Origin of the sequence: Myxococcus sp. AB025B (genome assembly GCF_006518215.1) — a bacterium.
GTDB lineage: Bacteria > Myxococcota > Myxococcia > Myxococcales > Myxococcaceae > Myxococcus > Myxococcus fulvus.
The window spans coordinates 1-13153 of the sequence record NZ_SRLW01000025.1; the positions used below are offsets into that span (position 1 = coordinate 1).

Annotated in this window: 10 protein-coding genes; 6 read left to right on the forward strand and 4 right to left on the reverse strand. The window is 69.9% G+C overall.

Annotation, left to right across the window (positions count from 1 at the left end):
• From FL311_RS06380 to FL311_RS06390, 3 genes are all read right to left on the reverse strand, one after another.
• Positions 1-297, reverse strand: a 297-nt coding sequence (locus FL311_RS06380; protein WP_141324048.1) for an NAD(P)-dependent oxidoreductase, incomplete at its 3' end; no start/stop codon positions are given.
• Between the two features lie 19 nt (positions 298-316).
• Entirely contained in the window at positions 317-1498 is a 1182-nt protein-coding gene (locus FL311_RS06385) for an N-acetyltransferase (RefSeq protein ID WP_141324049.1), read from the reverse strand.
• Positions 1499-1505: 7 nt separating this feature from the next.
• The gene (locus FL311_RS06390; protein WP_141324050.1) at positions 1506-3053 is read right to left on the reverse strand and encodes a pyridoxal phosphate-dependent aminotransferase family protein; all 1548 of its coding nucleotides are present in this window, start codon (positions 3051-3053) and stop codon (positions 1506-1508) included.
• A gap of 433 nt (positions 3054-3486) precedes the next feature.
• On the opposite strand from FL311_RS06390, the gene FL311_RS06395 reads away from it, so the two are divergent.
• The 5 genes from FL311_RS06395 (at position 3487) to FL311_RS06415 (ending at position 10000) form a co-directional block, all read left to right on the forward strand.
• A complete protein-coding gene (locus FL311_RS06395) occupies positions 3487-6000 on the forward strand; it encodes an RND family transporter (RefSeq protein WP_141324051.1) in 2514 nt (837 codons plus the stop codon).
• Positions 6001-6005: 5 nt separating this feature from the next.
• Positions 6006-6971: a phosphatase PAP2 family protein gene (locus tag FL311_RS06400; protein ID WP_228556707.1), complete on the forward strand. Its 966-nt coding sequence runs from the start codon at positions 6006-6008 to the stop codon at positions 6969-6971.
• Positions 6972-7015: 44 nt separating this feature from the next.
• Positions 7016-8209, forward strand: coding sequence for a methionine aminotransferase (locus FL311_RS06405; RefSeq protein ID WP_141324053.1), 1194 nt, complete (start codon positions 7016-7018; stop codon positions 8207-8209).
• 95 nt (positions 8210-8304) lie between these two features.
• Positions 8305-9033: a class I SAM-dependent methyltransferase gene (locus tag FL311_RS06410; RefSeq protein WP_141324054.1), complete on the forward strand. Its 729-nt coding sequence runs from the start codon at positions 8305-8307 to the stop codon at positions 9031-9033.
• Positions 9026-10000, forward strand: coding sequence for a hydroxymethylglutaryl-CoA lyase (locus FL311_RS06415; protein ID WP_141324055.1), 975 nt, complete (start codon positions 9026-9028; stop codon positions 9998-10000). The genes FL311_RS06410 and FL311_RS06415 overlap by 8 nt, the downstream gene beginning before the upstream one ends.
• A gap of 282 nt (positions 10001-10282) precedes the next feature.
• Here FL311_RS06415 and FL311_RS06420 read toward each other — a convergent pair whose 3' ends face one another.
• Positions 10283-12238: a TIM44-like domain-containing protein gene (locus FL311_RS06420; protein WP_141324056.1), complete on the reverse strand. Its 1956-nt coding sequence runs from the start codon at positions 12236-12238 to the stop codon at positions 10283-10285.
• A gap of 102 nt (positions 12239-12340) precedes the next feature.
• Here FL311_RS06420 and FL311_RS06425 point away from each other — a divergent pair, with 102 nt between their 5' ends.
• A complete protein-coding gene (locus FL311_RS06425) occupies positions 12341-13117 on the forward strand; it encodes an enoyl-CoA hydratase-related protein (protein ID WP_141324057.1) in 777 nt (258 codons plus the stop codon).
• Positions 13118-13153 lie beyond the last annotated feature (36 nt).

The following is a 13153-nucleotide window of genomic DNA, read 5'->3' on the forward strand; positions in this document are numbered from 1 at the left end:
GGCCATGGCCTCGGCGAGGCGGCGGGTGCCGTGGGCATTGCCCTCGAAGTAGCCCGCGGGCTCCCGGGCCTTGGTGACGCCGGCCAGGTGCAGCACGCAGTCCACGTCGCGCACGGCCTCGGTGAGGCCCTCACCCGTGGTCAGATCCCCCACGGCGAACCGGGCTCCGAGCGCCGCCAGCGCGTCGCGACGCGAGCTGGGACGCACGAGCACGGTGAGCGAGTCGCCTCGCTCGACGATGCGGCTCGCGAGCCGCTGGCCGATGAAGCCGGTGCCACCGGTGAGCAGGAAACGCACGGCGAGGACTCCCTGGGGACTACAGCGAACGCTGGTAGAGGCGGTACGTCTTCGAGCGCTTGCCGCCCATCGACTCGATGGCGCGGTTGACGAGGTGGTTGTCCTCGAGCGTCCAGGAGATCTCCCCGCCCGAGTAGCCCAGCCGGTGCGCGGTGCGCAGCGTGTCCAGGTACAGGATGGCGTCCAGGCCCCGGCGTCGGTAGCCCTCCTTGATGCCGAGGGTGATGAGGCGCAGTCGGTGGATGCGGCGCGAGGCCAGGAGCATCTTCGTCAGGCCGATGGGCAGGCCGAAGGTGGTGAGGCGCCCGTTGGCGGCCTTGATGGCCACGTTGGCGTCCGGCAGCGTCATGGAGAAGGCCACCGGCTCGCCCTTCACCTCGGCGATGAGCACCAGCTCCGGTCGGACGATGGTCTTCATCTCCTTGGCCAGGTGGTCGAACTCCTTGTCGGTGAAGGGCACGAAGCCCCAGTTCTTCTCCCAGGCGGAGTTGTAGATCTCCCGGATGCGCTCGACCTCGGCGGGGAAGTCCTTGAGGTTCACCGCGCGCACGGTGATGCCCTCGCGCTGCCGCATCTTCTCCGCGATGCGCACCACCTTCTCCGGCGGCTCCGCGGACGAGGACAAATCGAAGGCGAACAGGTCCTTCGCCTTCACCAGCCCGCAGGCCTCCAGCAGCGCGGCGAAGTAGGGCGGGTTGTACGGCATCATGATGGCCGGAGGGACCTCGTACCCCTCGATGAGCAGGCCCCAGTCCTGGTTGGACGAGAAGTTGGCCGGACCAATCATGCTGTCCAGCCCGCGCTCCTTCAGCCACGACGCCGCGGCGTCCAGGAGCAGCCGCGCGATGCCCGCGTCGTTCACGCACTCGAAGAGGCCGAAGAAGCCCTCCTTCGTGCCGTGGATCTCCTGGTGCCGGGGGTTGCGGATGGCGGCGATGCGGCCCACCACGTCCTGACCTCGCCACGCGAGGAACAGCTCCACCTCGCCGTACTCGAAGAAGGGGTTCTTCTTCGGGTCCAGGAAGTCCTTGCGCTCCATCTCCAGCGGCGGGACCCAGTTCGGGTCCCCCGTGTAGAGCGAGAACGGGAAGCGGATGAACGTCATCCGCGCCGCGGCGTCCCGCACGGGCGTCACCAGGACGTCCGAGGGGAGGGGCGGAAGGGCGGGCTGGACTGCGGGCGGCTCGGCGGGCAGGGCCATGGTGGAATCAGGTCCTCTCGGCGGAGTTGCCGTCGGTGCCGTTCTTCAGGAAGAAGTGCGCGCCCTTCTCCAGCAGGAAGCCGGGCAGCTCGCCGCGCTTCTCCCACAGCTTCATGGGCGCGGCGCGCAGCTGGCGCAGGTCCTCCGGCTGCAGGTTCGCCGCGCGCCAGGTGAGCTGCTCCACCGCGTCGAAGATCTTCCCGGCCACCTCGCGCGACGACATGCGCGACAGCTGGTCCAGGGTGATGCCGCCCTTGTCCGCCAGGAGGCCCGCGGAGCCCGCCGCCCACTTCTCGCTCGCCTTGTTGGAGCGCACGGACGTGCCCGGGCGGGCGATCTGCACCGGCTCGTACACCGTGGGGCGCGTCTGAGGAATCACGTTCAGCTTGCGGCCGATGGTCTCGAAGGTGTCCAGCACGCGGTCCAGCTGCGCGTCCGTGTGCGTGGCCATGAACGAGGTGCGGATGAGCGCGTGGCCCGCCTCCACCGCCGGCGGAATCACCGGGTTGGCGAAGACGCCCGCCTCGTGCAGCGCGCGCCAGAAGCGGAAGCACTTCGTCTGGTCGCCGATGTGCACGGGAACGACGGGCGTCACCGACACGCCGGTGTCGAAGCCCATGGCGCGGAAGCCGTTGTGCATCTTCTCCGCGATGTCCAGCAGGCGCGCGCGGCGCTGGGGCTCCGCCTCGATGATCTCCAGCGACTTGAGCGCCGACGCGATGGACGCCGGCGTCATGGACGCGGAGAAGATGACCGAGCGCGACTTGTGCTTGATGTAGTTGATGACGTCGAAAGGGCCGGCCAGCACGCCGCCCAGCGACGCGAAGCTCTTGGAGAACGTCCCCATCACGAGGTCCGTCTCCTTCTCCAGGCCGAAGTACTCGGAGGTGCCCCGGCCCTTCTCACCCAGCACGCCCATGGCGTGGGCGTCATCCGTCATCACCCGCGCGTTGTACTGCTTCGCCAGCTCCACGATGCGCGGCAGGTTGCAGACGTCTCCCTCCATGGAGAAGACGCCGTCGGTGATGATGATCTTCCCGGCGTTGGGATCGGCCTGGGACAGCAGCTGCTCCAGGTGGTCCATGTCGTTGTGGCGGAACTTGCGCTCCGTGGAGAACGACAGCCGGATGCCGTCCACCAGCGACGCGTGGTTCTGGCGATCGCTGAAGACGATGTCGTGGCGGCCCAGGATGGAGGACAGCGCCAGGTTCGTCTGGAAGCCGGTGGAGATGACCACCGCGGCCTCGCGGTTGAGGAACTTGGCCAGCCGTCCCTCGAGCTCCTCGTGCAGCGCCAGCGTGCCGTTGAGCAGACGCGAGCCCGAGCACGTGGTGCCGAACTTCTCCGTCGCCTTGATGGCCGCTTCCTTGACGCGCGGGTCCGCGGACAGGCCCAGATAGTTGTTGGAGCCGACCATGATCACCCGCTTGCCCTCGATCTCCACCTCGGTGGCGCCGTGCGACGCCTCGATGACGCGGAAATAGGGGTAGAGGCCGGTGGCCTTCGCGATGCGGTAGTCCTTCCAATTGCTGCACTTGTCGAAGACGTCGCTCATGGTGCTCTTTCTGTAGGCCTGCGTCGGGGGAGGGTTTGGGCCTCTTCAGGAGAGGCGGAGTGCGGCACTGCGGTCGCCACTCACCATGCAGGGCTCGTTCCCGAGCCGGGGGCAACCATGCGCCCGACGACCTCCCTCGGGGGACGCGGGGCCGTGAATAAAGAGGCCGAGGGGCAGTGTCAAGGCGCGGACCGTTGCTTGGGACCCTTGCGAGAGGGGCCAGAAGTCCCCTCGGCTTGACAGCACCGTTGCATTGGTGGCACCCCGCCGACGCAGATCGTCTTCCAGTGGATAATGGGAAGCGAGGTCGCCCGCCCGCCTTCGTGCGCAAGCAGCCGACCCAGGGACGGAAGGCTTTCCAGTCGCCCGTTGTTTGAGGGGGCTACGACTGGCCGGGAATTTGCTAAGCCCGGCGAAAATCGAGGAGTGGACGGTGGCCAGGTCTCTGCGGCAACGGTGGTTCGAGGGGTTCATCCAGACGGCGGTCTCCCGGCCCTGGTACGTGCTGCTGATCTCCGCATTGCTGGCCGCCGGCGGTATGGCACTGGCGTCGCGGTTGGAGTTCCGTGGTTCATTCGTCGAGCTGCTCCCGCAGGGTGCCCGCGAAGTCCAGGACCTGACACGCGTGTCACAGAAGGCGGGTGGGGATGGGTACCTGGTCATCGTCGCGAAGGGAGACACGCCCGAGCGGCTGAAGGCTTACGCGCGCGAGCTGAAAGGCCGGCTCGAGGCGCTCCCCGAGGTGCGCTACGTCGAGCACAGCTACGACGTGGAGTTCTTCAAGCGGCACGCGCTGTGGCTGCTGCCCGCGGAGAAGCTGGCGGAGCTGCGAGCGGATCTGGCCGCGCGGGTGCGCTACGAGCGGCAGCAGGCCAATCCCTTCTATATCGACCTGGGGGCCACGCCTCCTCCGCCCACGTTCGAGGAGATTGCCCGGAAGCACTCGCCCAACGCGCCGGTGCACGAGTACCTGGCGAACGCGGACGGCACCGAGGTCTACCTGATGCTCAAGCCCATGGGCACCGCGGGTGACCTGGACTTCGCGCGCCGCTTCGTGGAGCTGGCGCTGGGCACGGGGCGCACGCTGGCCTCGGAGCGCTACCCGGCGGTGAAGCTGGAGGCGACGGGCAACTTCCAGAACCGCATCGAAGAGGACGCGGTGATGCGCGGTGATTTGTCGCGCGCCGGCACGCTCTCCGCGCTCATCGCCATCGGCCTCATCCTGCTGGCCACCCGGCGCATCGCGGCGCTGGCGGTGGTGGGCCTGCCCGTCGTCGTCGGCCTGTTGATGACGTTCGGCATCGCGTGGCTCGCCATCGGCCACCTCAACGTGGTGACGGGCTTCCTGGTCGCCATCCTCATCGGCCTGGGCATCGAGTACGGCGTGCACCTGTGCATGCGCTACTGGGAGGAGCGGCGCACCCGGTCCGCGCGCGACGCACTGGCCATCGCCGTGGGCGGCACCTTCAGCGGGGCGATGACGTCCGCGGTGACGAACGCGGCGGCGTTCTACGTGCTGATGCTGGCGCAGTTCCACGCCTTCAACCAGTTCGGCTTCCTGGCGGGGTTGGGCGTGCTGCTCGCGGTGCTGGCCGCCTATGCACTGGGACCCTCGCTGCTGGCCATCGCGGAGCGGCTGCGTCCAGCCCGCGTGGACACGGCGCCCGCTTCCGAGGTCGCCGCCCCCGTGGTGGCGCCGTCGAAGCCCGAGCGGGAGTGGCGCCGGTGGCCCACGTCCGTCCTGGTCGTGCTCGCGCTGGCCGTGGTGGGCTTCGCCGCGTTCTCCGTCTCCATCGCGCCCCGGCTGGGCTTCGAGACGGACATGCGCAAGCTGAAGGGTGACTCCCCGGCGTCGCGGCTGGATGACCACGTCACCGAGCAGCTGGGCCAGCCGCTCAACCCCGCCATCTTCCTGGTGGATGACCTGGGGCAGGCGGCGAAGGTCGAGCAGGTCATCGCCGAGGTGAAGCAGAGGAACGGCGCGGACTCGGTGTTCCTGCGCACGACCTCCTTGAACGACCTGGTGCCCGGAGACGTGGAGCGCCGGGGCGCGGAGATTGGCGGCATCCGCGCGCTGCTGCACGGCCTGCCCGAGGCGGCGTATGAGGACCCGCGCCTCAAGGAGTTCCAGGGGATGGTGGAGGCGAAGCCGTACGGGCTGGAGTCGCTGCCCGTGGAGGTGCGCCGCCGGTTCGAGGCCACGGACGGGCAGGGCACCTTCCTGCTGCTGTTCCCCTCCGTGTCGAACTACGACACCAAGGACCTCACGCGCTGGGCGGCGCAGATCGACCAGGTGGTGGAGGGCGCGAAGGCGGCGGGCGTGGAGATGGCGGTGCTGGACAGCAACCGCATCGCCTCGCGCATCTTCGCGCTGGTGAGCGCGGACGGCCCGCTCATCCTCTGGGCCGCCGCGGCGGCGGTGTTCCTGGTCATCCTGGTGAGCCTGCGCAGCCTGAAGCGGACGCTGCTGGTGACGGGGCCGCTGTTCCTGGGCATGACGTGCCTGGCGGGCGGCATGTACCTGTTCGACGTGCAGCTCAACTTCATCAACGCGGTGGTGCTGCCCAACCTGCTCGCCATCGCGGTGGACAACTCCGTGCACCTGTATCACCGGTACGAGGAGGAGGGCCCCGGCTCGCTCGGCAAGGTGGTGCGGCACACGGGGCTGGCGGCCGTGGTCGCCACGCTGTCGAACGCGGCCGGGTACGGCGCGCTGCTCGTCGCCAACCACCAGGGCCTGCGCAGCATCGGACAGATTGCGCTCCTCGGGGTCGTGTGCACCTTTCTGGGGACCACGGTCTTCTTCCCCGCGCTGCTCGCCCTTCTGGAGCGCTGGAAGGAGCGCAAGGGCCTGCTCGTCACCCAGGAGGGCGCGGTCGTCCGGAGTCTCGATCTCGACGCGGCCACCTCCGAGGTGGGGGCGTCGGGGGAGCGGAAATCGGCGTGAGTCTCTTGAATGCGCAGGGGCTGCGTGGCTCCGTCCCGTTGAAGGGTTCCCGCGAGGCGCAGGTCCGACTCGGGCCCGTGGACCTCATCATCGTCATCGCCTGTTCGCTCGCGGCGCTGGTGCTGCTCGGCCCCGGGCGGTGGACGCTGGGGTCGCTCCACCATGTCTGGCTGTTCGCCTCGATGGCGGCGGGCCCGCTGGTGCTGCGCACGCTCGAGTCGCGCTTCCCGACTCAGCGGTGGCTGACCGTCCTGGCGGACTTCTGGCTGCTGCCCGTGGCGGTGCTCACGCACGGCTGGCTCACCCCCGTGGTGGACACGCTCAACCCGTTCCTGCGGGACGCGCAGTTGGTGGCCGCGGACCAGCGCATCTTCGGGTTCCAGGCCTCCGTGGTGCTGGCGAAGGTCATCCCCGGCTGGCTCAACGACGTGCTGCTCATCTGCTACTACGGCCACTTCGTGTGGCCGCTGGTGCTGGGCATCGGCCTGTACCGGCGCGCGCGCGGCGCCTCGCCGGAGTTCGACGAGTACCTGTTGGGGCTGGGGCTGCTGTTCATCCTGAACTACTCGGCGTACTCGTTGGTGCCGGCCGTGGGGCCGCGCTACTTCTTCATCGACGCGTTCGATGCGCCGCTGCAGGGCACGCTGACGCCGTGGCTGGACTCGCTGATGCGCAGGCCCGTCTTCGCGCGGGACTGCTTCCCCTCGGGCCACACGGGCACCACGCTGCTGGTGCTCTTCTATGCGTGGCGGTTCTCCCGGAAGGTGTTCTGGGTGATGTTGCTGCCGGGCCTGGGGCTCATCTTCGCGACGCTCGCCGGGCGCTTCCACTACGCCACCGATTTGTTGTGCGCGGTGCCCCTGGTGATGGTGGTGGTGGGCATGGCCACGGCGCTGACGCGGGCGGCGCGGCATCGCGAGAGCGAGAGGGCCGCGCGCTCCGTCCCGGTGGACGCTATCCTGCGCCCCTGAGCGCGGCTCCGGCCCGTTGAGGCCGGCCGTGTCGGGAGCGCACCATGTCCAGGTCCGTGTCGTCGCAGCGCGTGTCGCGGTTCGGCACCACCGTCTTCTCCGAGTTCAGCGCGCTGGCCCAGAAGCACGGCGCGGTGAACCTGGGGCAGGGGTTCCCCGACTTCGACGGGCCGGAGGTCGTGAAGGAGGCCGCGCGGCGGGCCATCCACGACGGCGTCAACCAGTACGCCATGAGCACCGGCGCGCGGGACCTGCGCGTGGCCATCGCGGAGCACTCGGCCCGCTTCCACGGTCAGACGGTGGACCCGGACACCATGGTGACGGTGACGAGCGGGGCCACGGAGGCCATCCTCGACGTCATCCTCGGCCTGGTGGACCCGGGGGACGAGGTCATCGCGTTCGAGCCGTTCTATGACTCGTACGACGCCAACATCACCTTCGTCGGCGCCACGGCGCGCTGGGTTCCCCTGAGGCCGCCGGACGCGGCGCATGCGCAGTGGTGGTTCGACTGGGACGAGCTGCGCGCGGCCTTCAGTCCACGCACGCGGCTGCTCATCCTCAACACGCCCCACAATCCGACGGGGAAGGTCTTCACGCGCGAGGAGCTGGAGCGCATCGGCGCGCTGTGCGCCGAGCATGACGTGAAGGTGCTGTCCGACGAGGTCTACGAGCACATCACCTTCGCCCCCGCGCGCCACGTGCGCCCGGCCACCGTGCCCTCGCTGGCGGACCGCACGGTGACGGTGAGCAGCGGCGGCAAGACGTTCAGCCTCACGGGCTGGAAGGTGGGCTGGGTCATCGCGCCGCCCCCACTGCGAGACGCCATCCAGCGCGCGCATCAGTTCGTGACCTTCGCCACCGCGTCTCCCTTCCAGGCGGCCATGGCGGCGGCGCTACGGCTGCCGGATTCGTACTTCGACGGACTGTCGGCGGCCTACGCCGCGCGGCGGGAGCGGCTGTTGTCCGGCCTTCGCGACGCGGGACTGAAGGCGCATGTCCCGGAGGGCAGCTACTTCATCCTCACGGACATCTCCGGCCTGGGCTTCGCGGACGACGTGGCCTTCTGCCGGCACCTGGTGTCGGAGGTCGGCGTGGCGGCCATCCCCCCGAGCGTCTTCTACGGCCCCGAGCATCGCCACCTGGGCCATGGGCTCGCCCGCTTCGCGTTCTGCAAGACGGACGCGGTGCTGGACGAGGCCGTGCGCCGGCTGCGCGCGAAGCTCGGGCCCGGGCGCTGAAGGCCGGCGCCCCGCGTTGCGACGGCGGGACGGGGTTGCTACATCCCCCAGCAGAGGAGGGCGGCGGCGTTCTTCCCGGCCGCTGACGTGCGCGCGTGGACTTCTTCGGCGAGCTGTACCTGCGCAGCACGTTGCCCTTCCTGTCCGAGAGCGTGACGGCGAGGGAGGCGGACTATCTGGCGCGCGTGTTCGCCGACGTGCCCGGCCCCGAGCCCGTGGTGGACCTGGGCTGCGGCCATGGGCGCCATGCCTCGCGACTCCAGGCCTCGGGCCCCCTGGCGGGGCGCGTCATCGGGCTGGAGCGGGATGCGTTGTCGCTGGCCATGCGACGTCCGGGGTTCCCCGTGGTGCGAGGCGACCTCCGGGCCTTGCCCTTCCGGGAGGGTTCCCTGTCCGGAGCGTACGCGTGGTACTCCACCTTGTTCGCCTTCACGGACGAGGAGCACGTGCGCATCCTCCGGGAGGTGGCGAGGGCGTTGAGGCGGGGAGGGCTCCTGGTGTTCCACACGGTGCCGCACGAGCGACTGGCCGCGTCACCGGGGGCCGCGTTCCAGCGGACACTTCCGGACGGGGCCGTGTTGGAGGAGGAGAGCCACTTCGACGCGGCGACGGGGCGCGACGAGGGCCGGCGGACCCTCACCCTGCGGGATGGACGTGTCCTGTCTGCGTCCTACTCCATTCGTTACTATCCCCTTGCGGAACTGACCGCGCTGTTGGAAAGCACCGGGTTTTCAATCTCCTGGGTGCATGGCGGACTCGATGGCGAGCCGCTGACGCGACGGTCGGCCGACCTGATTGTTGGAGCGGTGCTGCGAGATGCCTGAGACCTCACATTCACGAGCGCGCGGGAACCTGCTGGGCCAGATGCCGAAGCGGGTGGACGTGTACGAGGTCGGTCCTCGCGACGGCCTGCAGAACGAGCTGCGCACGTTGCCCACGCGGGACAAGGCGCGGCTCATCAACGCCCTGGTGGAAGCGGGCGAGAAGCGCATCGAGGTGACCTCGTTCGTCTCGCCCAAGTGGATTCCCCAGCTGGCGGACGCCGAGGAGCTGCTGCGCCTGGTGGGGCGGCGCGAGGGCGTGGTGTTCTCCGCGCTGGTGCCCAACCTCAAGGGGCTGGAGCGCGCGAAGGAGGCCGGGCTGGAGGAGGCCGCGGTGTTCATCTCCGCGTCCGAGGCCCACTCCAAGAAGAACATCAACAAGAGCATCGCGGAGGCGATGGCCGGCGCGCGTGAGGTCACCGCGGCGGCGCTCCAGGCCGGCATGCGCGTGCGCGGCTACCTCTCCACCGTGTGGGGCTGCCCCTACGAGGGCCATGTCCCGGTGGAGCGCGTGGTGGACATCTGCCGGCATCTGGTGGACGCGGGCATCTACCAGCTCAGCCTGGGCGACACGATCGGCGTGGGCACGCCGAGGCAGACCGAGGAGATCCTCGACGCGCTGCTCAAGCACATCCCCGTCGAGAAGCTGGCGCTGCACCTGCACGACACGCGAGGCACTGCGCTGGCCAACTCGCTCGTCGGCTTGTCCGCGGGCGTGACGACCTTCGACGCGAGCATCGGCGGGCTGGGCGGCTGCCCCTATGCGCCGGGCGCCGCGGGCAACCTCGCGACCGAGGACGCCGTCTTCATGTTCCACGGCATGGGCGTGGAGACCGGCATCAACCTGGACCGACTGGTGGAGGCCGGGGAGATTGCCCAGGAGCTGATCGGCCGGAAGCTGGCCGGGAAGTTCCTCCAGGCCGCGCTGGGGGAGCGGGAGAAGAAGGCGTCCCGCCGCGCGCAGACCTGAGGCGCTCGTCCCAGGTAGGGCGCGGCGCTGGCGACTTCACTCTTAGTAATCATTGATGCGGGTCTGGGTCGGCATGCCGACAAGCGCCTGCTCGGCCGCCCCGCCCCCCTCTGGTGGGTTCTCGCTCCAGTGCCTGATGTGACGTCCGGGGTGACCCATGTCCACCGGGGCGGCGCGAGCAGGAGGTTCACTCCGGGTGATGGTTGTCTGGGTGGGGGTCGCCAGTCATCCCGAGGCCCGGTGCGGCTCCTCCCAGGGCAGGCGAGGAGCCGCCGCGCTGCGTCAGCGGCCGTCGATCATCGAAGCGAGCTTCTCCTGGAGGCCCAGGTGGGCGGCGGCGGACTCCAGCATCCGGCGCTCCTTGCGGTCGATGCGCCCGTCCACCAGGGCCATCTCGACGATATTGCGCAGGAAGACCTCGGCCTCGGGGCTGCCGCGCGCGACCAGCCGGTCGAAGAGCTGTGGCCCCGCGTTGAGCGCCATCTCCACCTGAGACCACTCCACGTTCCACCGCTCCGCGCACAGCTTCAGGAGGCGCCGCTCGGCCGCGGTGACGGTGCCGTCCGCGGAGGCGATCGCGGCCATCATGTAGATGAGCCGCTGCCGCTCCTGGAGGTCCATCACCGTGTCCGAGCCCGAGGCGGGGGCCGACGCGGGACGGGTGACGCTCGGCGGCCGAGGCACCGACGCGCGCTGCGGCCTCTGACGGAAGCCCGCGTCCTCCCGCGCGTTCCACGACTCGAAGGGCAGCGCGGACGCGAGCACCCAGTCCCGCTCACCGTTCGCCAGCTGCGTGCCGCAGAACTCACACGTCGTGGCCGCGCTGTTCGTCAGCGGCGCGTTGCACTGCGGGCAGCGGTCCGTGGACATGCCGTTCGCGGTGTTCGTCTTCGCGCCGTGCTTGCGGACCAGCGTGAAGACGAAGCGCTGGGGAAGGGTGGGCAGTTGGGGCGGCCGCTCGTTGACGGGGCCGATGCCCATGCGCGCGCTCCAGCGGATCTCCACCTGCGCCTTGTCGTACCCGCGAGGGTCGATCTCCAACGCGCGCACGTCGACGGAGCCCACCGCGCACTCCAGGAACACGCGCCGCCGTCCCTGCTGACGCAGGCCCTCCAGCTCCGAGCCCAGTGACTCGAGTGCCTCCGGCGTGGCGACCTTCGACAGCCCCGTCGTGTCACCCCGGCTCTGGGCGTCGATCCACTTCCAGAACAGCAGGGACGCGCGGTCCTCGAGCATCTCCAGGTTGAGCGCCGGGTCGTCCTGGCGCGCCTGCATCAGCCCATCCACGTTGCGGTGGTAGCGCGAGTGCTCCACGCCCTGGGTGATCTCCGCCAGTGTCCAGTCGTAGTTGCCGGAGTTGACCACCGCGCCGCAGAACTCGCAGCTGTTCGCCGCGCCACCCTGGAAGGGCGCGCCGCAGTTGGGGCACTTGCCCTGGAACAGGTCCGCGCCGATGCGCGTCTGCGCGCCCGGCTTGCGCACGAAGGTCCACACCTCCGTGAACGCCTCCAACGGCGCCTTGCGCGCGGACTGGAGGGCCTGCGCGTCCGAGTCGCTCGCCGACACATCCGTGTCCCGCATCCGCGCGTGGACGCGGATCTGGACGCTGTCGAACCACTCGCTCTGCTCCAGGCCGATGAGCTGGAGGTCCAGCACCTCGATGTCGGTGATGGCATCGCGGACGCCCTGGGCGTCGAGCAGCTTCAACTGCACGCCGAAGCGCTGCCACGTCGCGTCCGACAGGAAGGGCCGCACCGGCGTCATGTCGCGCTGGAACCAGGCCTGCTGCAAGTCGAGGAACAGGCGGCGCGTGCGGTCCAGCATGGGGCCGGGCTCGAAGGCGGGGTCCTTGAGCTTCAGCGCGTTGACCCAGCCGGCCACGTCGCTGGAGCTGACCTGGGTGCGCTGCTCGGCCTCGTACTGGTCCAGCGCCTTGCGCGTGGTGGCGTCCGGGTGGAGGTTGCGCTTGTAGAGCCAGTACATCACGCCGCCGATGACCAGCAGCGGAACCATCACCTTCGGGTAGCGGAACACCAGGCGGAACGCCTCGAACAGCAGCCAGATGGGCAGGCCGTCGCCGCCGCGATCCCGGCTGTCGGAGTTGCCTCGGGTGTAGTGCTCGCCGCCACCGCCTCGGGCCAGGGCCTCCAGGGGAACCAGGGCCACCAGGGCGAGTGCCGAGGGCAGATGATGCGCCCACGGGGCGAGCTGTCGGAGCAGGTTGCGTGGCGAAGGCATGCGGGGATGCTAACCGTTTCCGCCTTGCCAGACCCGCCTTCCCACCGCACTCTGCCGCGTCCCAGGGCGGCCCGCCGGGCGGGCCCTGGAAGGGGAGCGGATATGCCGGAATTCAAGGTCGACGCACGCGGTGCCATCGAGATCTGGACCATCGACGGCGAGGGCCGCCGCAATGCCATCAGCCGCGCGATGCTCCAGGAGCTGGGCGCGCTCGTCGAGCGTGTGTCATCGGGTCATCAGGTCCGCGCGGTGGTCATCACCGGCGCGGGCGACAAGGCGTTCTGCGCGGGCGCGGACCTCAAGGAGCGTGCGGGCATGCAGGAGGCCGAGGTGCGCGCGTTCCTCGACGGCCTGCGCCGGAACTTCCGCGCGATCGAAAAGAGCGACTGCGTCTTCATCGCCGCCATCAACGGCGCGGCCTTCGGCGGAGGCACCGAGCTGGCGCTCGCGTGTGACTTGCGCGTGGCGGCCCCCGCGGCCGAGCTGGGCCTCACCGAGGTGAAGCTCGGCATCATCCCCGGCGGTGGCGGCACGCAGCGCCTGTCTCGCCTCGTGGGACCGGGCCGGGCCAAGGACCTCATCCTCACCGCGCGCCGGCTCAACGCGGCGGAGGCGTTCGCCATCGGCCTGGTCAACCGGCTCGCGCCCGAGGGCCACCTGCTGGAGGTGGCGCACGCCCTGGCCGAGTCCGTCGTCGACAACGCGCCCATCGCCGTGGCCACCGCCAAGCACGCCATCGACGAGGGCACGGGCCTGGAGCTGGACGACGCGCTCGCGCTGGAGCTGCGCAAGTACGAGGACGTCCTCAAGACGGAGGATCGCCTCGAGGGCCTGCGCGCCTTCGCGGAGAAGCGCGCCCCCGTCTACAAGGGCCGCTGAGCCGCGACGCACGAAGGGCGGCGGCCCGCGAGCAGC

What these genes read in the sequence shown, in the direction of transcription:
- FL311_RS06385 (WP_141324049.1), bottom strand. Translation starts at nt 1,498, where the DNA reads ATGGCCCTGCCCGCCGAGCCGCCCGCAGTCCAGCCCGCCCTTCCGCCC.
- FL311_RS06390 (WP_141324050.1), bottom strand. Translation starts at nt 3,053, where the DNA reads ATGAGCGACGTCTTCGACAAGTGCAGCAATTGGAAGGACTACCGCATC.
- FL311_RS06405 (WP_141324053.1), top strand. Translation starts at nt 7,016, where the DNA reads ATGTCCAGGTCCGTGTCGTCGCAGCGCGTGTCGCGGTTCGGCACCACC.
- FL311_RS06415 (WP_141324055.1), top strand. Translation starts at nt 9,026, where the DNA reads ATGCCTGAGACCTCACATTCACGAGCGCGCGGGAACCTGCTGGGCCAG.
- FL311_RS06420 (WP_141324056.1), bottom strand. Translation starts at nt 12,238, where the DNA reads ATGCCTTCGCCACGCAACCTGCTCCGACAGCTCGCCCCGTGGGCGCAT.
- FL311_RS06425 (WP_141324057.1), top strand. Translation starts at nt 12,341, where the DNA reads ATGCCGGAATTCAAGGTCGACGCACGCGGTGCCATCGAGATCTGGACC.